At 36.9% G+C, this 21,433-nt stretch carries 15 protein-coding genes; 6 read left to right on the top strand and 9 right to left on the bottom strand.

The window, feature by feature from the left end; translation table 11 throughout:
• From AADJ06_RS14030 to AADJ06_RS14010, 5 genes are all read right to left on the bottom strand, one after another.
• Positions 1–1,191 carry a glycosyltransferase gene (locus AADJ06_RS14030; protein WP_341227101.1) on the bottom strand — a complete coding sequence of 397 codons (1,191 nt, stop codon included), beginning with the start codon at positions 1,189–1,191 and terminating at the stop codon, positions 1–3.
• Entirely contained in the window at positions 1,188–2,882 is a 1,695-nt protein-coding gene (locus AADJ06_RS14025) for a cellulase family glycosylhydrolase (protein ID WP_341227100.1), read from the bottom strand. The genes AADJ06_RS14030 and AADJ06_RS14025 overlap by 4 nt, the downstream gene beginning before the upstream one ends.
• Positions 2,875–4,122 carry a hypothetical protein gene (locus tag AADJ06_RS14020; protein WP_341227099.1) on the bottom strand — a complete coding sequence of 416 codons (1,248 nt, stop codon included), beginning with the start codon at positions 4,120–4,122 and terminating at the stop codon, positions 2,875–2,877. The genes AADJ06_RS14025 and AADJ06_RS14020 overlap by 8 nt, the downstream gene beginning before the upstream one ends.
• Positions 4,122–7,241, bottom strand: a complete 3,120-nt coding sequence (locus AADJ06_RS14015; RefSeq protein ID WP_341227098.1) for a hypothetical protein — start codon at positions 7,239–7,241, stop codon at positions 4,122–4,124. The genes AADJ06_RS14020 and AADJ06_RS14015 overlap by 1 nt, the downstream gene beginning before the upstream one ends.
• Positions 7,242–7,326: 85 nt before the next feature.
• Positions 7,327–10,800: a M4 family metallopeptidase gene (locus AADJ06_RS14010; protein WP_341227097.1), complete on the bottom strand. Its 3,474-nt coding sequence runs from the start codon at positions 10,798–10,800 to the stop codon at positions 7,327–7,329.
• Between the two features lie 273 nt (positions 10,801–11,073).
• Between AADJ06_RS14010 and AADJ06_RS14005 the strand changes: the two genes are divergently transcribed.
• The 3 genes from AADJ06_RS14005 (at position 11,074) to raiA (ending at position 14,535) form a co-directional block, all read left to right on the top strand.
• Positions 11,074–12,522 (top strand): TonB-dependent receptor, encoded by a 1,449-nt coding sequence (locus tag AADJ06_RS14005; protein WP_341227096.1) that lies wholly within the window; start codon positions 11,074–11,076, stop codon positions 12,520–12,522.
• Complete coding sequence (locus AADJ06_RS14000) at positions 12,522–14,075, top strand: hypothetical protein (protein ID WP_341227095.1); 1,554 nt, start codon at positions 12,522–12,524, stop codon at positions 14,073–14,075. The genes AADJ06_RS14005 and AADJ06_RS14000 overlap by 1 nt, the downstream gene beginning before the upstream one ends.
• 109 nt (positions 14,076–14,184) lie before the next feature.
• A complete protein-coding gene (raiA, locus tag AADJ06_RS13995; RefSeq protein WP_341227094.1) occupies positions 14,185–14,535 on the top strand; it encodes a ribosome-associated translation inhibitor RaiA in 351 nt (116 codons plus the stop codon).
• A 32-nt stretch (positions 14,536–14,567) separates the two neighbouring features.
• Here raiA and tsaB read toward each other — a convergent pair whose 3' ends face one another.
• The 4 genes from tsaB to rpmH form a co-directional block, all read right to left on the bottom strand.
• Complete coding sequence (gene tsaB, locus AADJ06_RS13990) at positions 14,568–15,260, bottom strand: tRNA (adenosine(37)-N6)-threonylcarbamoyltransferase complex dimerization subunit type 1 TsaB (protein WP_341227093.1); 693 nt, start codon at positions 15,258–15,260, stop codon at positions 14,568–14,570.
• Entirely contained in the window at positions 15,260–16,909 is a 1,650-nt protein-coding gene (locus tag AADJ06_RS13985; protein WP_341227092.1) for a S41 family peptidase, read from the bottom strand. Before AADJ06_RS13985 ends, tsaB begins: the two co-directional genes overlap by 1 nt.
• A gap of 68 nt (positions 16,910–16,977) precedes the next feature.
• Positions 16,978–17,346: a ribonuclease P protein component gene (rnpA, locus tag AADJ06_RS13980; protein ID WP_341227091.1), complete on the bottom strand. Its 369-nt coding sequence runs from the start codon at positions 17,344–17,346 to the stop codon at positions 16,978–16,980.
• A 114-nt stretch (positions 17,347–17,460) separates the two neighbouring features.
• Entirely contained in the window at positions 17,461–17,616 is a 156-nt protein-coding gene (gene rpmH / locus AADJ06_RS13975) for a 50S ribosomal protein L34 (RefSeq protein ID WP_341227090.1), read from the bottom strand.
• An 86-nt stretch (positions 17,617–17,702) separates the two neighbouring features.
• On the opposite strand from rpmH, the gene AADJ06_RS13970 reads away from it, so the two are divergent.
• From AADJ06_RS13970 to AADJ06_RS13960, 3 genes are all read left to right on the top strand, one after another.
• A complete protein-coding gene (locus AADJ06_RS13970; RefSeq protein WP_341227089.1) occupies positions 17,703–19,127 on the top strand; it encodes a M61 family peptidase in 1,425 nt (474 codons plus the stop codon).
• A 129-nt stretch (positions 19,128–19,256) separates the two neighbouring features.
• Entirely contained in the window at positions 19,257–20,066 is an 810-nt protein-coding gene (locus AADJ06_RS13965; protein ID WP_341227088.1) for a glycogen/starch synthase, read from the top strand.
• A 25-nt stretch (positions 20,067–20,091) separates the two neighbouring features.
• Positions 20,092–21,417, top strand: a complete 1,326-nt coding sequence (locus tag AADJ06_RS13960; protein ID WP_341227087.1) for a DUF4270 family protein — start codon at positions 20,092–20,094, stop codon at positions 21,415–21,417.
• The last annotated feature ends 16 nt before the right edge of the window (positions 21,418–21,433 follow it).

The raw sequence follows: 21,433 nt of genomic DNA, 5'->3' as shown, positions 1-21,433 counted from the left end.
CTAGTCAACCAGCAACTTTTGAAAATGTAGGTAGTACCAGTCTACCAAATCTTCCATTGGAAGTGAAGCCGCCGCAAAGTAGTTTCTTCTACCCAGCTGCAATCTATATTCTTCGCTTTCTAAAACCTTTTGAATGGCAGTGGCTAAACTCTCAACAGAATCTGGCTCAAAAAACTCGCCTGCATAACCTTCCTCTTCTACCAGCATGGCTAAATCGCCAAGCATAGGCATCACTACGGCGTTACCATAACTACCCGCTTGATGAAGTACTCCTGAGCTTCCTGTGGTAGATGTGTAAGGAAATACGGAAACAGCTGACTCTCCAAAAATCACAGGCACATCTTCTTCTGCCACATAACCGGTAAATCTTAACTGAGACACTTCTTTATATTTTTCTTGCACACCGTCTAAATATCCTGGTGTATTAGGGCTGTCTGTTCCCGCTACCACAATTTCAATGTCTAAGGATGTTCTTTTTCTGATAAGCTCTACAGCTTCAATCATCCCTTCCACCTTTTTATAAGTTCCAAACTTACCAAAAGCCATGACCTGAAGAGGCCCTTCTGGTAATTTGAAAGTAGGCATTGGAGGAACTTCAAAACTTCCGTGTGGTATTAAAGCTACATTTTTAGCTCTATATTTCTTCTCTAAAATTTCAACGTATTTTGGAATAGTTACTGCCAAAACATTGGCAGAAAGAATAAAACGCGTAAGCATGGTGCCTATCATGTTATAAATTCCCGAAACCAACTTATTCTTGGTGATTCCTGCCTCATTAAGGTCTACCTGCTCTAAAATATTATGCAGAAGCACTACAGACGGGACACCACTCATTCTCGTAAGTAAGGGAGTCAATAGCCCCAAAGCTGCCGGAATTTTCTTATCTCCAAAAGAAAGAAACTGAATATTATATAGGACAATATCAGCTTTTGAGCGTTTTACCGCTTTTAAAATTTTTAAAGGATTGGTCCACCAGTTAAAATCCCATACTTGATGATCTTCAATGGGTACAGGCTGGTCTAAAAAATCAAACGTTTTCCCATCAGGCAGTTGGTCTGAAAGGAGGATAATTTTCTCGTAATCTTCTGGCTTATTCCTAAAATGATTTATAAGATAATACCCATACTCATTTAAGGTACGCTTACCCGGAGGATAACTTGAAACTACTGCAATTTTAAGTTTCTTTTTCATTTTTTTAATCTCTTTATCGTGCGAACAATGGATTTCCTAAAAATCAAAACACTCGCAACTAGTACAGAAAAAACGAGGTAGACGAAAACAAACTTTGGAATCTTACTCAATTTCGAAAACTGATGCGTTTGCTCTGGTTTTACCAGTACTTCATACACTTCCTTCGGTTTTCCTTTTTGATTTAATACACCAAAACCTTTCTGAGGACCTTTTTGCCAAGGCATACTCCCAGCCACATCTCCTGCTACTTCTGAAAAGTCGTAGAGCGTCCAATACATATATGGAATATCACCCTTACTTTTAAGAATACCTTGAACGTTTTTTAAATGCTCTGCTTGTTGACTTTGTGTTTTACCCAGTGGCATTATGCTACTTTGATAAGACGACAAACCGAATTCCTCTAAAAGAAGTGTTTTATGATTGGTTTCCTCTTTTAATCTATCAATATCCTTGCCTAAATTCTCTAATTCTCGATAATAATGGAAAGATACAAAATCTAAACTATCAGCCAGATAGTTAGCACTTTCTGGATATGCCCACCCCACTGTGATAGGATGGCTCGGGTCATACTTTCTCGCTTTGCTAATTATAAACCGTAGCCACTGCTTCACATCATCAGGATTTTGATAGTGATAATCTATGTCTGGTTCGTTTTTTAAGTCATATGCCAATATCGCTGGATGGTTTTTGAACTTCTTCATTATCACCTCCAATTGCCTGTCAGTATTTGCAAAGTTTAAAAGATTATAATTGGAGTTAAAATCAAACATAGTGACCAACACTTGAAGCTTATTAGTCTCCGCAGTATTTAGTAAATGCTCTAATCTTAAAAGCATTTCTGGCACTACCACACCTTTACCAAATTGTTCATAATTGATAAAAATACGAACTGTGTTTAAATTCATTTCTTTTATCAACTCAAAGTCATTTTCAACTGTTGAGGTGTCATAGTTTATCCAAAAATCTTTAAATGGATGGTCTTTAGGGTAATAGTTAATGCCTTTTATACTGGGAACTTGGGCTAATAATGAATCGCGATGTTCTTGAAATATCACCAAAGAGTCCTGTACGAAATCAGGATATAACTCTTCAAAAATCCCCCTTTCTAAATGCTTTATTCGCCAGTACCCATCATCTAACTGCATGATAACTTTATAAGAAGATGTATCTGCGGTAGAGAGTATACGTTTGTTTTTTGAGGTATTTAATCGTTTTAAGGTGTGAACTTCATAATCGGTAAAAGACACTATTTGTCCATCGGCAGAGTAAAAATGAAGTTTTATATTATGGTTGAGTTCTACTCTTTCCACGCTCATCTTTTTCTCATTCACCAAGCTAATTTGATGAAATATTTTAGGCCTAGCTTCTCTGGTATAATACTCTTTCACTCCATCAGAATTGCCTGTAAACAAACTTAAATCTCGTTGATAAAGTGCTCTCACATAGCCTCCTGCTATAATATCACGACTAAAAACCTCCATTGGCCTCCCGGTATTAGCATCATCAGGAAGCCAATTTATTTCCGGATTTATTTCATCTGGTAAAACCTCCGCTAGTTTCAAAAGGTCTTCTCTATCACCTCCAGAATTAAAATAGGCTAAAAACTTAGCCGCTCCTCCTGCTAAGAGCCCAAGCAAAAGCATAATACCAATAGAGAATACTATTTTAAAAAATAACTTATCCTTATTCATTGGTTTTTAATTTAATGTCAACTTCGCTCTCCAGCCCACCAGAACTTACTAGCCCTTTATAATTGCCAGCCTTCATGTCTGTTAAATCTATTTTGGCGTAGCCATTTTTCACTACACCTATTTTCAGCATGTCTAAAGATTCTATATACATTTCTATTTCGGCACCATCAGACATGTATTGCTTGAGTGGCCCTACCAGTGGCCCCACTATCACCGCTTTTTCTTCGGCACTAAATCTCACAGGCAGTTTGGCTAAATACTTTTTGAAAGATAGCTCCAGTTCATTGCTTTTAGCGTCGCCATAAATACTTCCATTTATTAATATTTTACCTGCCAATGAAGGATTTTGAATGTCTAATTCTGCCACGCCATCCATGGTATAACTGGTCAATATTCTTTTGGAATTATCACTATCAGTCACATCAATATTTAAGAGCGTTCCATCCGCCACAATATTTCCATATTTGTCTTTAATCACGGAAGTCTTCAAATGAAAGTTCTGCCGCTTATCAGCAAACGAATACACCCTTTCTGCATAAATATTAAAGTTCACGGGAAAGCCTGGCATCTCTAAAAGCTCCTTTTCTTTGGCAGTAGCTGCTCCAGCCCTTACTCCTATTATTGTCTTCCCTACTTTACTTTTACTATAAATTTTATGATAAGCTACACCATGCTCCGTATTCTTATTAAGCTTTTCAACACGCTCATCTGGCCTGTGTAAACTAAAATTGACCGGCGTTTTATCTGCAGTTAAGTTGTCAAAAGTATCGGTCGGAATAGCCAATATCATGGCCCAATGCTCTCCGTTATCGGCCTCAATAGATTTAGAACCCACAAATGCCTCTAGTGGCTCAGCTGGCAAACCACTAAAAACCTGCATTTGCTTACTTTTCAAAAGCCTTCCTTCACAGGCCAAATCCAAAATATAAGCACCAGCCGTTTGTGTTAGACTATCTTCAATCGCAAAAATCCATTTACTATTTTCTTGCTGCGGTTCTACCACATAATTACCCCATGATGTGCTTACTAATAAATGACAATTTGAGGCATCAAAATCCGCCTCATACTTAAGTTTTGTACCCACAGAAATGCTATCCGGAAACCTAAAATCCTTTATTTCATTGGGAACTAAAGTTGAAACCTCCACAGGTTCACCTCTATCAACAACAAACAAATAGCAAAGCACCAACAGTAAAAATGATGCTATAGAAACGGTCGCTATTTTTAATTTCTTTGTCATTAATAAATGGTAGGGCTACCTAAATAGCCATCAATCCTTAATCCTAGTTTCTCATTATTCCCAAGTGATATTTTATGCGTCATTTTTTTGGTTTGCGGTACGCTTACATAGGAAATACTTGGTAAGCCATTGACATAAAAATCCGCCTCAGTGCCTTCATATATTACACTATAATCAGAAAAATTAGCGAGTTTATGCTTTAGTTTTCGTTTCCGCTGCTGTCTTATCCCCTCTCTCATAAAGAAAACCTCCACCCATTTCACTTTTTCATCATTATCATAGTAAGACACCAGCACTTTGGGTACACTCACCTCTTCTGTACCATAATTAAAACCTTCTCCTTCTAATATATTATCATGAATATGAACGTTTTGTAAACCTACAGAGCGGTATAAATCATTTTTATCAATTACTGCTCTTGCCAATATTTTAAATTTGACGGGAGCCATTGGAAAATCATATTCTGTAAATTCTTCTGGATTAAACTCCCCTGGGTCTAAATCATCTGTTTTTACCCAAGCTGTTGCTTCAAAATTGATTCTGAAAGAAACCACCTCCTTTGGCATAATCCGGTGGATACTTCCATATTTCACATTATAGCTCACCAGTTTTCTATTGTACTCATCGTACAAATCGGCCAATACAGTTATATGAGCGGGGTAATTGTCTATATTTTGAAGCTCACCCACCACTGTATAGCTGCTATCTTTCTTTACCAACCTGGCATTTAAAATCTTAAGTTCTGGCCTGTCCATCACGTCATCATGCTGAGTGGGGTCTGTTCCTGTTTGCCTCTTTCCTTGGCTGTGCATACTCAGTAGGGCTTCCTCCACAAATGTATCAGGCGGAATACTGTTGTCAAATTTCGGAGCTATTATGTACCACTTCCCTTTCACTTTGGTAACCCTATGCTCATTATGGGTCATGTACTGTTCCACAGGCGTAATCCACTCAGCATCTACCTTGGCCAAATAATTATTCTTGTCAATTTTTTCTGTAGTTATCACCATATTGTCCAGTTTGGCGTATGACGCTACAATCCCATCTTCTACCGAAAGCTTAATAAAATAGTCTTCAAAACTGGGGCGTGTTTCTGGCTCAAAAAACTCATAGGCTGCTCCAAAATATTTAAAATCAACAGCATCATAATAGGCTTCCACCACACTTTCAGGATCGTCATAAGGCGAATGAAACAAACCTTTAATAATAACTGCACTAGTAACTGTCACAATTACTCCTATCCAAACTCCCAAGAAAATAAAGGTCCATTTGCTCAGTGGAGCAATCAAAAAATTGTCGTTTCGGTATTCGTCATCAAACTCGTGATTTTTCTTTATTCTGGTATACCAGACATAAACAAAATTCACCCCAAAGGCTATCAAAAGCGAAAGTACCGGCATGATACCCCACCAAACTTTCATGATTTTTGGCAGCTCCTTTTTCTTCAAAGCGGAAGGTAAAGGAGGCACATCTTGTTTCTGCCAAACCATAATACCGTTTTCCAAACGCTGCACTCTTTCCCAGCCTGAAAAGTATAAAATAGGGTCATAAAATTTGTCGTTTGAAAAAACGTATTTCAAGTAATATTTCTCGGGTACAGTGAGAAATTGCTGTAAAGAACCTAAACCTTGAACACCCTTAAACTTCGAATTTTCTAATCGCTCTAAGGGTCTTGTGGTCATTTCTGGCAATCGTCTTGCCGAATGATAATTCCCATCCACAGATTGAGCTTTGGTCTGAGCAGAAAGCCAAGCCATTTGGTCACCAAAACCCAAAGTCATGTAACGCCATTTGTCATGCTGGTCTCTTTCCAAAAACTGAAGCATTGGTTTAGTGTCTATACTTTGAGGCTGTAAAGGCCTAAAAGTTCCTAAGTTAATAATAAAGGTGGTCAGGATACTTAAAATCCCTGCCAGCAGAATCCAAGTTAATCGGTGTGGCCAAACGCCTAACTTTTCTCTTAAATAGTCTTTTAAGTCGGCTTCTAATAAGCGATAAAAAAACTCTCCTATAAATGGAATACTAATTATAGTGGCCCAAAAGGTAAACCTATCAAGTGTTAAGATATTAAAGGCATTTTCGCCCAACATTAGCTTAGGTAATGGCGTGGTTCCTCCTGTACCTAAAAGCACCATAAGTGTAAAAGAAAGACCAATGAAAAAGTTTCTTCTGGTCCAAACCCGTATAAAGATATACGGCATAAGGAGCAGGATAATTCCCATGGGAATCAAAAAGAACATGAGCCCAGAAGATGTAACCTCAATAAAAGAATCGCGAGAGCCATGCGGAATGGAAACCTGATTTATTGGGTCTGTGGCCGACCAATAAAAATAAGGAAATATCAGCATCATGATTAAAGGAACACTACCTACAAAAAGTACCAGCTCTTTCCTTTTATTCCATGTCTCTTCTAAAAATCCTCTAAGCGTAATTTTGAATTTTGATACGTTTTCTTCTACAAAACTGTAATACCATTTTTTAGCCCCTTCTACATCCTGATTCTTGGCTATAATGGTATCTACCACCGCCAAACCCATTACAGGAGCAATGAAAAAGACCATTCCAAAAATAGTAGTCACATGGTGAGAGGTGACTCCCACGCCCATGATGGACAAAGCAGTGGCCAATCTATAGTATTTTCCATACCGCATCCATCTATAAACTTCGGGCAAGGCATTAAGAAGACATGCAATACCCATTAGTGTGGGTAACTGGCCAAAAAGGTGTAATGCCTCTACTATAGAAGAGCAAAAACAAGCAAAAATAGCGGCATAACCTGCCGCTCTTGGGGTAGTCCACAGTTTTGAAAATCGATAGGCTCCTACTATAAGAAGCTGCACTATGGCTGCCGCAAGGAATACAAAGGCATATTTTAAACCTACTATCTTAGAAAGTAAAGCCGTTAACTGATGAACTAAGGGAGGATAACTGGTAACATTAAAACCTGTATACCATCTATTATCCCATGGTTCAAACCACGACCGAGAGTAATGGTCTGCAAAAAAAATATGAACGAAGGCGTCGTAAGTAGAATCAAACGTAAAAAAGAAAATAGTGCCATGGAAAACCAGGCCAATAAACATGGCAATGAGTAAAAGTTTGTCGGGCTTTTGTATCATTCTTTATCAGGAACTAGGCACTTTTTTTAGTCCTAACTGTATTTATCAGCTAGTAACATCTAATATAATACAATAATTAAGCCGATTACTGTTTCACTACCTTTCTATAGGCATCTCCTTTATCTGTAGTTACTTTAATTATATATACACCTGCATTAAAGTGTCCTATATTTATCACTTCTTTATCTGTATTTAGAATAGACTTACCATTAGTGTTTCGTATCTCAGCAGACTCAAAGCGGCTTCCCTTGGGTATGCTAATTTTGATTTCGTTTTGAGCAGGATTTGGGTAAACATTTAAGGCTGATAATTCGCTTGGTTCTGTTCCTAAAACCCTCTGAAGCTGCAATTGTATTTCGTTTGAGAAACCACTTAAACAGCCATCGGCTGTAGCTGCCTTTACACTGTAAGTTCCATTTCTGTCAACTACTAGTTGGCTGTTTGTGGTTTGACCGCCTAGCGGGTTTCCATTTACATACCATTGGTATAAACTGGCGTTTGAAGCAAAAACTGTTTCTCCGTCTGATGTAATAGACAAAGCTTGCGGATTTAAACAAAAACTTTGCTCGGCACTGGCCGATGTAAAGTCACTCCCTCCTACTTGGAAAGCTTGCACTGTTATTAGACCAGGAGTACTCCCTAACACTACAGTATTTCCCTCAATAGTAGCATCACCCTCTATTACAGTATACTGCACTCCAAAACCAGAACTAGCCACCGCATTAAGGTTTACTGTGGCTCCCGCGTTTTGGTGGGCAAGACTAGGAAATGTAATGGTTTGTGCCTCTTTGGTGGGCAACTTACGCTGACCTTGAGCATAATAAACAACCCATTTGTCTTGCCCTTCTCCAAAAATCCTTCTACCCGAACTGGCATTCGTTGAAATTCTATCTGCATTTAAAGGAATAGTCTTAACTACCTCTCCCACGGCTTCCTCTGCTGTGTATGCAAGTTTTTTATCATCTATAGAATAGTCCGGATAGCCAATAGCATTGTTTTCAATCATCAGATTTAATCCTCCTGAGTAAAGGTTAACGCCAAGAATGTAGAATTTGTCTTCCCGAGCATCCAAGTAATCAAATGCAATAATATTCGGGTTCGTTTTTGACAAAGCCGGATTTCCGATGTTATCTCCCTCGTCTAAATCCGAGAAGATTTTCTCAATATCACCATCGCCAAAATTATTGGTACTTAAATCCCAGGCTCTTAATAATCCTACATCCCAATATTCTAAATCACCGAACAAACTACTCACTCTATTAAAAGCATCATAAACCAGATACTCGCCAGAATAATCCCATTCTAAGGCATCGGCATAAAGAACCTCCCCAGTAGATATTCCTTGTGAATAAGTAGGATTGAAAAGTTCAAAACTAGCTTGCTGATCTGTCTCTAAATTAAAAACATAGATTTTTCCATCTTCTGAAGATGTAAGAGCTGCTAACAAGATTCCATTTTTAGAGATAGCTACATTTGACCAAGCTCCATTAGAGCTTAATGCCTGTGCAGTGGCATTAGATGCCGTTAAATCTACATAGTAAATATTACCATCATCACCCACAAAAAACATAGCCGTACCATCATCAGAAATACTTGGCTTTCTTTGACAGCCTATCCCATCTGAAATTATATCATAGTTTTGTCCACCCTCTAAACCTCGGTAAATACTCTTTCCTACTGGCTCGTAAACTACCAAATACTGGTCTCCTGGGTTAACGTCGATAATTTCTTCTTCTATTTCTGGAACCTGCTGCCCACTTCCTGGTGCGGTAATTCCTACTTGGTCAAAAGCTGAAGCCGCCGCTGCCGACTCCTGCCCTTCTCCATAAAGGTCTTTTGCCGCTTGAATTACTGCCAATCTTAAATCTACAAACTTAGAGGTTCTGGTAATGTAATTAGTTAGGGTGTGATAATAAACTGCTTCAGCTTTATCTTTATTCATCCCGTCAGCAGTAGCAAAAAGATAAAAAGCATGGTTTGGAATACCTGAGTTAATATGAACACCGCCATTATCTTCACTCGGAGTGTCTCTTAAATAAACATATTGACTCATATTTTTAGGCTGATAGCCCGGGTCGTTTTTCCCTCCTTGGTTAGGATTCTCTAAACTCCTTAAAGCACCCGACGGAAAAATATTTGGCTTAACTACATCCTCACCCAAAGTCCAATCATCCCTATCTATTAATGCTCCAAAAATATCGGCAAAAGATTCGTTCAGTGCTCCTGATTGATTTCTATATTCTAAACGAGCTGTATTTTCAATAACTCCGTGAGTCATTTCATGGCCTGCTACATCTAAAGCTCCTGCCAGTGGTTTAAAACCTTGTGCTCCATTTCCATAACCCATAAACTCACCATTCCAGTAAGCATTATCCATTCCTTTACCATCTTCATCCGTAATATTAATTACCGAAATGATATTCCCTCCTTTTCCATTTAGGGAGTTTCTATTAAACTTAGTTCTATAAAAATCATAACAGATAGAAGCATTATTATGAGCAGAAACCGCAGTAGGGCTCCATGTTGTTCCATCATTTGATGTAACGTGAGCAAATTCCATTTCCCCACTAATCCTCGAATCCAAGGCATCAATAGTCCATACAGCTCCTACAGGAGCATCTGGCAGTTTGGATTGATTATTATTATACATTGGTTTTGAAGGATCCACCATAAAATAATTCGCACCGCTCTGAATAATATTGAAGCTCCGTGTAAAGCCATTCAAATCTTTTGCGGAAGTTTGAAAAACACCATCCAGCGTACAGGTATGATTGTATTTATCAATTATCTCCCCTGACTGAGCATCCATAAAAACCACCCACCTTTCTAATAGATTTGGTTTCAATGTCATTTCATAAGCTAAAACTGGGGTCTTTTCAATGTAATAAATAATGAGTTCTGCTCTGTCTTGAGCTATCTCAAAAAAGCCATTCTCAAAACCACCTTTCTGAAGAATAGAAGATTTGGCCAATTCTTGTAAACCTAAACTAATGGCTTCTTTTTCACTGAACTTCGGTTTGATCTTCAAGTTGCTTGGAGTAGGAAAAGCTTTCCCGTTCAGACTTTTCACCATGTTATCATCGGCATGAGTGACTATTTCTGCCCCATAAATTTTAACTCCTTTATATTCCTGCTGAAACTTAAGATGGCTCAAACCTCGCTCATCATTAAAGGTAGAAATAGCAGTAAACTCCTTTTTAGGATTCTCTATGTTCACTTGCCCTTTAACATCTTCCAAAAAATCATAAGCCAGAGCACTTGCTGCTCTTCTTTGCTGTTTACCAGGAAGACCTTCTTTATTGTTTTCAATAAAAATTACTGAACCAGATTCTGAATCTCTATATGTTTTATAATCTATGGAAGAATGTAGTTCCACACTAGATTTAACAGGCCTCTGTCTTAGCCTTGAGCTGCCATTTCCAGAGCCATCTATTTCCTTAAATACATGCTCTAAATTGGGTAAACCTTTGTTTTTTTTAGTTTTTGCCTCAAATCCCGATTGTGCGAATGCACCAAAACTAAATAAACTTATAATTACAAAATATATAATTCTTTTCATATTTTCAATATTTATTGAAATTTCAGGACTTAAATACATCTCTTATTTTAGAGCTTGTCAAAGATAAATAAAAAATAAACTGGAATAACTCCTAAACTTAGAACATATCTAGAAGTAATCACTTTCAGTAAGTATCTGAGCACAATAAAAAAGCCGATTTCGAGTTAAAAGACTTTAAAAAGTGCAAATTTTTGTAAGTTTGTAATTGGACAAAATTCCTAAACGGAATATGTCAAAGAAACCTCTTTCTAAACCATTTTGTTTTAATAAATTATGGCAATCACGCATGAAAAAAACTTGGCTACCAAGCAAAAGGCCTTAAAATTAAACCTTGATAAAAGGATTTATGGTTCATTTGCGGAGATTGGGGCTGGTCAAGAAGTAGCAGCCCAGTTTTTTAAATCTGGTGGAGCGAGTGGAACCATCGCTAAAACCATGTCTGCCTATGACATGACGTTTTCTGATGCCATTTATGGAGAGGTAAAGTCCAAAAGATACGTAAGTCAAGAGCGTCTATTAAGTATGCTGGACCATGAGTATAACCTTCTAGACGAACGACTAAGCAAAAAAAGAGGCGAGAACACTCATTTCTTTTCTTTTTCCAATACAGTGGTTGCTCTTAACTACCATAAAAACAACAATGCTCATGGCTGGATTGGCTGTAGGTTCCAAACCAAACCTGGTGGAAAATATAATGACGTTATTATACATATCTCTATGCATGATAATGACAACTTACTTCAGCAGCAAGCTTTAGGAATAATTGGCGTTAACCTTATTTACGGGTGTTTTTATTATTATGAAAACCCTGAAGTTCTTTTAGTTTCCTTAATGGATAATCTGGATTCAGAGCGTATCCAAATTGATATGATTAGGTTTGACGGACCTGAGTTTAAAGAGGTGGATAGTAGGCTTATGAGTCTACATTTGGTTAAGTATGGTTTTTCAGATGTTGCTTTGTTTGGACCTGATGGGAAAAACCTTCAACCTTCAGACACACTCTATAAAAAGCACATAGTAGTGTTAAGAGGTAGATTTAGGCCCGTTATTAATGTTCATCTTGACATGCTTGATAATGGTGTCAAACAATATTTAAGAGAACCTGACGTAGATAAAGAGAATGTTCTGGTGGTTAATGAACTTACTTTACAGTCGCTCCAAGAAGATCAAGATGGAGACATTATTGACGAGAAAGATTTCTTAGACAGGGTGGATATCCTATGTTCTTTAGGCCAAACTGTGATGATTACCAATTACCATGAATACTATAAATTGGTTTCATACCTCTCTAAGGTAACGCAGCATAAAATTGGTTTAATAATAGGATACCCTAATTTGGAATACATCTTTGAAGGCGAACATTATAAAAGCCTTCCGGGAGGTATTCTTGAATCTTTTGCAACCCTCTTTGGCAGAAAAGTTAAACTTTACGTTTACCCAACCCGAAGAGACCACGACATACTTAACTGTATGAAATTCAATCCAAGAATGGAACTCATTGACCTTTACAGGTATTTGATAGCCAATCACAAGATTGAAGATATTTATCATTACAACCCAAAAAATTTAGACGTACAAACTGACAATATGCTAGAATTAATCAAACAAGGCGAAATAGGATGGGAAGAAAACGTCCCTCATGAAGTAGCTGAAATGATTAAATCAAGATGCCTTTTCGGTTTTCCGTGCGTAGTTTTTCCTAAAAAAGAAATAGCCCAATAATGCGATTAGCAATTTCAACAATCTTTTTATTCATATTTAGTATTTCTTTGGCTACAGCCCAAACAAATTACAAAATACTAAGTCCTTATGGAGACCGCTGGAGTAAATTCCAAGAAGGTTTAAATGGGGAATTCAAACTTGGTATATCTGGCAATACAGATGAACGTGCCTTTACTTTCAATATCAGTCAAGGAAAACAAATAGGAATGTCCTTAGACTCTGCTGGTCTTTTTCAGTGGACTCCAGACTACAACATGGTAGACCGTATTGAGAAAGAAAAGATTTTCCAGATTTTGGTAGAAGCCAAGTCTGACTCTGGTGACTTTGTATCTCGAACATTAGATATTTATGTAAAACATACCAACAGAGCTCCTCAAGTAAATGAGTTGACTCCATTTTACATTCAATATAATACTCAAAATAAATATCAAGTAGATGGTTCTTTGGTTTATGATGAAGACGGTGACCCACTAGTTTTTATCCCTTCTATAGAAGATTTACCTGAAGGAATGAACATCAACTCTCGAGGAGAAGTTACTTGGTCTCCGTCCTACACACAGTTTAAAGACTTGCAAGAAGGCCCCCGCTTTATAAGCTTCTCCGTAGAAGATCAGCCTAGCAAAAAAAGGTCTGAGGGCCGTATAAAACTTATGCCTACCAAGCTAGACCTTCCTCCGGCAATTACCGTTTTGCCAAAAGTGGATAGAATAGTATTGAAAGAAAATGAAACCATTAATATTGGCTTTTACTTATCTGACCCTAACGGCGATGAAGACATAGACACCTTTGATTTTTTGGCTAATAATCCGGAAGTAAAGAAGCAGAGCTTAGTCAAAAACACACAAAATCAATATGAGTTTTTCTGGACTCCAGATTACAACTTCGTTAAAGACCCAGCTGACTCAGTCAACTTTTATATCGACTTTTTCGTGATTGATAAAACGCAAAAAAGAGAAGTAAAAAGAATAGTATTTAGGGTAGACAATGCCATCAACGAAGAAGAAACAGACCAGAAGAATTTCAACCTATATAAGGGAACGCTAACACGTGCTTGGGAATTACTAGAGCAGCTTAAAGAGAAAGAGGAAGAGCTAAAAAAGTCTTATAACAAAGCCAAAAAAGGAAAGAAAAACAGGTCTGTAATCAATGCATCTTTAGGTGCTACTACTGGCTTATCAAGCATTTTTGCCAAAAATAAACAAAACCTTCAAACCACTATCTCTACCGTAGGCGGCACCACTGTTTTGACCATTGGTACGCTAGAAGCTACAGAGGTTATTGGTAAATCAATGAAAGACTTGATAGACCGACTAAACTATGTGATTGAAAAGAAAAACGAGATTCAAACCAAAGGAGACATCTTTGCCCGAGATTTTGCGTTAAAGTCATCTCGTAGAGAAAACGGTTTCAATAAATCAATAGACGGTTTTATGACAGCCATGAACCTTAAAGGACTGGTAGCCTTAGAACTGGATGCTAGTTGGGAATCGACTAAAAAAGCTTCTGACACAAACATCAAAAAAAGTTTCAAAGATTATAGGACTTCTGATTGATTTTATTGTCAAATATGCCTACATTCATTCTATAAGATATGAGGCTTTTTTAAAAGCACTATTTATCTGATAATTGGTCATATTCATAACATTAAAATCCAAAAGAAATATGAAGCTGAAAGTAAATGCAGTTCGTTTTACCGCTGACAATTCGTTAGTAGATTTCATCCAACGCAAACTGAATAAGTTAGATCAATTTCATGACCGAATAACTGGAGCAGACGTTTACCTAAAACTTGAAAAAGGTGAAAAATCAGCTGTCCAGAAAAAACTAGTAGAAGTTAGTTTACACGTGCCAGGAAAGACGATTTTTGTGAAAGAGCAAGGTGATTCCTTTGAAGAAGCAACCGACATTGCACTAGACGTATTAACACGTCAAGTAAAGAAAGTAAAACAAAAACAGAACGACGTAAGTCATAAAAAACCAGAGCTTGTCATTGAATCTTCTGACGAAGATTAAAAGTCAAAAACAAGTTAATCTTAAGTCACGGTCTAGGCCGTGACTTTTTTGTTTTTTGAGGGTGTAGTACCTACAAACTCTTTGAGATAAAAAGGCTCAAAATCCGAAACGTTTTCAAAATATCCCTTCTCAAATTTAGCGTAAGCTGCTTTACCCATATCAGAAGCCTTAGGCCTTACTTCAGCCCCTAAAAAAAGAGCATTATCATGATTGATTACATTCTTAATCTTTTCAGCCCCTTCGCCACAAAAAAGTACTTTACCGTTTTTCAAAAAGTTACTAAAAGAGTTTTCGTCCACCACCACAGCTGTAGTTTCCATTTTTTCTACACCAGTTGAATCTATTACTTTACAGTAAACCTCCATTCGTCTAGCATCTAACATAGGACATACTAAACCATCAAAAGTAGGTTTAATCTGATTTGCCATAAGGTCCAATGAGTTTATAGAAACCAACGGTAAGTTAGCAGCATAACAGATGCCTTTAACCGTGCTTACCCCTATTCTTAAGCCCGTGTATGAGCCTGGCCCTTTAGAAACGGCCACTGCGTCCAAATCTGAAAAGTCTTTCTTAATAACCTTCAGGGCTTGCTCTATTAAAACCGTAAGCATTTCTGCCGAGGAACGTTGTTCGAATAGTTCAAAATTTGAACGTACTGTTCCGTTTTCATGAATAGCAGCAGAACAACCATTTACAGAAGTTTCAACACTTAGAATTAAAGCCATTATTTTCCAGCAAGAATAGATTTATAGCGAGGCATATCTTTAAATAACTTTAATGCCTCCTGAACCTCTTGGTCCTTTTCAAAAGAAACGAATTTCATAGCATTATCATAATGATATCTACTCAGGATTTCTAAAGCTAGTTCGTCCCTAATTTCATTTTGATAAGTCACTAAATCCAAATCCTTCTTTTTATTCAATAAGGCTCTCAAAGGACTTAAAGTAGATTTAAAATCAGCATAACCCTCCTCTTCACTCGCTAGTGCTTCTAAATCTGACAGAGCCTCCTCCGCATCATTAACATACTTAAAACCTGAAGTCTTTACATACTCCTTAAACGCTGCATATAAATCATCTGAAGGCGTAAAATTATCGCCAGGAATATTAGTTTGATTATTGAAATAGTATTGCGTAGCAAAATCAAAAATTACCCCTTCGCGAGTTAATTGCCTTGTCAGTTCTGAAAGTTCTTTCGGTTCTAGCTTAATATCAGGGTCTACTCCTCCACCATCATAAACAGGTCTTCCATTTTTAGTATAAAAAGTAGATTTCAACGAATCAGGTACTTTACCTACACTTCCATCCTCATTTCTATGACTATAATCAATAGCCTGAATACACCTTCCCGAAGGAATATAGTATTTAGCGGTAGTAACCTTAAGTTGCGTATTAAAACTTAATGGTCTGGTAGTTTGTACTAAACCTTTTCCAAAAGATTTTTGACCTATCACTACTCCTCTATCATAATCTTGTAGCGTTCCACTCACTATTTCAGATGCAGAAGCACTGCCACTGCTTATTAAAACAGCTATTGGCATTTCTAAATCTAGTGGATTAAATCTAGCAGCGTACTTTTTATTCCATTGCCCCACTTTCCCTTTTGTTTCCACCACAAGCTTACCTTTAGGAATAAAGAAATTACAGATATCAATAGCCATATTCAAAAGCCCACCAGGGTTGCCTCTTAAATCCAAAACCAAGCTTTTCATTCCTTGCCCTTTCATTTCTTCAAAGGCTGTTTTGATTTCTGCAGCGGCCGTGGCACTAAAGTCGTTTAATTGAATATAGCCGACCTCATCATTTATTAATCCATAGTGAGGTACATTTGGCGTTTTTACAACGGCTCTTTTCACTGTCAGGTCTATTGGCTTCTTTTGACCAAATCTCTTTATTGTAAGGTCTACTTGGGTATCTGTTTGCCCTTTCAATAGTCTACCAAGCTGCTCACTGTCTCTTCCAGCTAAGCTTACACCATTAATTTCACTAAAAACGTCTCCTATTTTTATCCCAGCCTTATCTGCAGGTGAACCTTCATATATCATTACCACAGTATGCTCACCATAAACATTACTCACCGTAGCACCTATACCATTATATTTGCCCGTAGCCATGGTTCTATAATCCTCAATATCATCTTCTGGGTAGAAATTTGTATAAGGGTCCAACTCCTTCAGCATTGAAGTAATGCTAGTACGCATCGCCTTATTGGGGTTTATTTCATCCACATAAAGAGCATTTAACTCCTTAAACAGCGTTGCAAAAATGTCTAGATTTTTAGCGATTTCGAAATAACGATCTTCATACTTAAAACCAACTAATGCTAGTGTAGAAGCAATAAGTCCAATTGTCAGAAATCTATAGGTCTTTTTCATTAATAAGAGTTGACAGTAATTTAGTTATACAACGCAAAATCCAATCCAGTCTTTTATAATACAAGAAATCAATCTTTAAAACTAGTCAAAAGTTTGATCATGGCCTTTTCCAATCCCTCATAATCATGAATTTCCTTAGCAATATAAAGGAAGGCTATATTATAATTCTGATTTTCTGGAATAAGGTTTTTATTTAAGCGATAAGCCTCTTTTAACCTTCTTTTTAAAAGATTTCTATCTACCGCATGCTTAAATTTTCTTTTTGGTACAGAAAAAAGGACTTTAGAATAGTCTCTTTCATCTAACTCGTTTAAGCTATAAATCATTAAAATAGGAAAAGAGCTAAAACTTTTATTCTGCTTATTCTTCCTATCGAATAAACCTTCAATCACCTTTACGTGACAAAGTCGCTCTGTTTTCCTGAAAGACTTATTCAAAGTAATTAAAGTTAAATTAGCATTTAAAGATAGTTATAAAAAAGCCGAGATGAGCACAAACAAGAAAAGCCACCCAGAATGGTGGCCTCACAAAGTCCGTAAATGCTATAAAAATTACTTATGCGTCTTTTCGTCAGAAACTGTCAATTTCCATCTTCCTCTGGTACGACGAGCCTTAATAACCTTTCTTCCACCTACTGTGGCAGAACGCTCGCGAAAACCATGTTTATTTTTACGCTTTCTATTTGACGGCTGGAATGTACGTTTCATTCTAATTCAATTAATTTTGTCCTTATCTTAAATTTGGGACTGCAAAAGTAAAAATTTAATTCTTTATTTCAAAAGCAAACGTAAGAATGAATTATAAAATTTCATATAAACAACCTGACACCAAGTATCTTCACATAGAAGCTACCTTTTCAAACATAAGCCAAAAGCTCCTTAAAATAAATTTACCTGCTTGGAGGCCGGGACGGTACGAAATACAAAACTTTGCAAAAAACATCCGAAATGTTTCATGTAAAGCATCAAATGGCAAAGATTTATCTATCAAAAAAGTCAAAAAAGACATTTGGCAAGTAAAAACCGAAGGTTATTCTGAAATAAGTATACAGTATGAGTTCTATGCCGATATTCAAAATGCAGGAGGAAGCTATATAGAACCAAACTTTCTTTACCTCAACCCTATCAACTTCTGCATGTATATAGAAAACCAGCAGAATGAACCATGTGAATTAAAAATTGATTTTGCAGCCAATACCGACATAGCCACTGGAATGAGTTTTGAAAAGAATGGCAGCATAAACACCTTCACGTGCAATAGCTTTCATGACTTAGTAGACTCCCCTATCATGATTTCCTCGGCTATTCAGCATAAAACTTATATGTCCCAAGGTTACAAATTCCATATATGGGTCAAAGGAAAAATTGAAATCCCTTGGAACAAAGTACTCATCGATTTCAAAAAGTTCACCTCTGAGCAAATTGACGTTTTTGGCGAGTTTCCCGTAAAAGAGTATCATTTCATGCTCTGGATGATGAGCAAGCCCTACTATCATGGCGTTGAGCATCATAACTCTACCATGATGACGCTTGGCCCAGATGCTCAAAACTTTGATGAAATTTACATTGATATTTTAGGTTTAGCTTCGCACGAACTATTTCACACCTGGAACGTCAAAAAAATTAGACCGAAAGAACTCCTTCCATACGATTACAGTAAAGAAAACTATTTCGAAACATGTTTTGTAGCCGAAGGCTTAACTACCTTTTACGGCGACTGGATTCTGTATAGAAGTGGCGTTTTCAACAAAGAACAATATCTAAAAGAGCTTGAAACAACACTAAAAAGGCATTTTGAAACTTCAAATGAGGCATCCCAATCTTTACTAAACTCGTCTTTTGATTTATGGCTTGATGGATATGAGAAAGGAGTTCCGGACAGAAAAGTATCCGTTTATCATAAAGGAGCCATAGCAGCCTTAATTTTGCATCACCTTATTCAACAAAACTCAGACAATAAAAAAGGGCTTGATGACCTCATGCGAGAGCTTTGGATAAACTATGGAAAGCCCTTCAAAGGCTACTCCTACAGGGATTATCAAAACATTTGTAAAAAGTACATCGGCAAAAATGCATCAACCTACTTTAGAGATATTATTGCAGGAAACCAAAGTATTAAAGAGCAAACAAAAGCAGCCCTAGAGTCTTTGAATTTCCAATTGGTAAAAGATTCAAAAGACACTATCTCATTAGCCTATTTAAAGCCCACTTCTTACTAGTTTTCAAAGAATTAATTAGTCTTTTAAAAAAGCAAAAGCCAATTGTTTGGGAAAGTTTAGTTTTTTTTTTAGTATCTTTGCACCCTAATTTGGAAGCACCTTCCGCATATTTAACGAAATATTGTCTTTATGAGCAAAATCCGAATTCTCTATCTTACGAGCGAGATCGATCCTTTTTTAGAATTATCAAAAATTGCTACTCTTACTAAAAAACTACCTCAAGAAATGCAGGAAAGAGGCATGGAAATCAGAATACTGATGCCACGTTTCGGAACTATCAATGAGCGTAAAAATAGACTCCACGAAGTTGTAAGACTTTCTGGAATTAATATTACTGTAGGCGACGAAGAAAAACCTTTAATAATTAAGGTGGCTTCTATCCCATCGGCCAAATTACAGGTTTATTTTTTAGATAACGAAGACTATTTCCAAAGAAAAACTGTTTTCACAGACAAGCAAGGAGCTTTTTATGATGACAATGACGAACGTGCCATTTTCTTTTGTAAAGGTGCCTTAGAAACTGTCAAAAAACTAGGATGGGCTCCTGATATTGTACATTGTACAGACTGGATGACAGCTCTTGTTCCTCTTTATTTAAAAACAACTTATAAAAACGACCCAATATTTAAAAATACGAAGTCGGTTTTTACCGTTTACAATAATGTATTCGAACACAAGTTTACGGAAGACATGATCCCTAAAGCTAAAATGTTAGATATTTCTGACGAAAACTTAGCTAATTTAAGATCAAGAGATTTCGCTGGCTTTATAAAAATTGGTTGTGAATACGCTGATGTGGTAGTTAAGGCCAATGAAAACCTTAGTACTGATATCAGTAATATAGTTAACGAAATTGCTGAAAAGAAAATTGATGCTCAAATTGAAGATGAGAACATTGCAGAAACATTTTTCCAACTTTATACAGATTTGGCAGAATAGTTTTATGCTTAATAAAATAGATCTAATGCGGAATTCAGTACTTGTACTGGTTTCCGCTTTCTTTTTATCCTGTGAGGAACCAGGTAAAATTGGTTTTACTGGAGAAGAAGGCTCAGGACAAACGGTATTTTCAGATACCTTAGCAATAGAGGCAAGTACCTACCTAATGGATTCGGCTATTACTAGCGGTCAGGCTGCGGCTTTAGTAGGCTCTTTTGTTGATCCTGTTTTTGGTAAAGTAACTTCGGTAGCTTATCTACAGCCATCACTTTTACCAAATAGTTTTGCTAACGGAGATTCTCCTTTAACTGCACCCGATAATGCAATTTTTGATTCTTTAACTCTGAGCTTAATAAACAGGAGTCTACTATTTTATGGTGACAGTTTAGCTAATATGACCATTCAAGTTCACAGACTTAAAGAGTCATTGGTATTTGGTAAAAATTATAATTATGATGATGAGGAAGCCTATGAAGAGACCCTTTTGGCTTCGAAAACCGTAAGTCGAGCTGACTTTTACAATCCGGCCGATTCGAGTTTACTCTATGTTAAAATGAAACTTCCAGATGTAGTAGGTCAAGAATTATTGGCCTTGGCTAACAAAGATGAATCTGCAACAAACGAAGCCTTCTCTAAGGCTTTCAGAGGATTTAGAATTTCTGCTGTTTCTGGAACAGAAACTATTGCGGCATTTAATCTAGGCTCTGCCTCTGCTTCAGGATTTTCTACCTTAAACCTATTTTATCATTCATCAGGTAGCACTACCGCAGAAGGATATATTTTTGATTTCACCTCTTCTCGTTATAACCAAATCACAAGTAGTAGAACAGAAACTCCTTTAAACCTGTTGACCCAGAAAACATCTAGTTTAAGTAGTGCACTTACCAATGAGAGGACCTTTGTTCAAGCGGGAACAGGAATAGCTACTAAACTAACTTTTCCTAGCATTAAAGCTTTAAGCAACCCTCAAATTAGTAGAGCAGAGCTTTTTTTCAGAGCTGACACTAACACATTTAATGAGGATATACCTTTGGCTCCTTATATAACATTCCTAACACTTGACAATAATCAAAAAGTAACTAGGGATAATAATAGATATGGTTTCGTAAGCTATTCCGTTAATCCTACCGCAGGTATTTTAAGTACCTATGTAGACTCAACTAATTTTTTCGTAGCAGATATTACACCATATCTACAGGGAATTACTTCTCAAAAAAAGCAAGACAATGGAATGATATTAGTAAGCGGCGTTCCATCAGGTACCGTTTCTTCTAGTGCTGTTTTTAATGCTGGTTTGAACAGAATAGTTCTTAAAGACTTCCAATTAAACCTTTATTACTCAGAGAAATAAAGATTTACTTTTAAAA

The sequence above is a fragment of the uncultured Arcticibacterium sp. genome (assembly GCF_964021845.1).
Lineage (GTDB): Bacteria > Bacteroidota > Bacteroidia > Cytophagales > Spirosomataceae > Arcticibacterium.
This window is presented reverse-complemented; position numbering and strand designations above follow the sequence as displayed.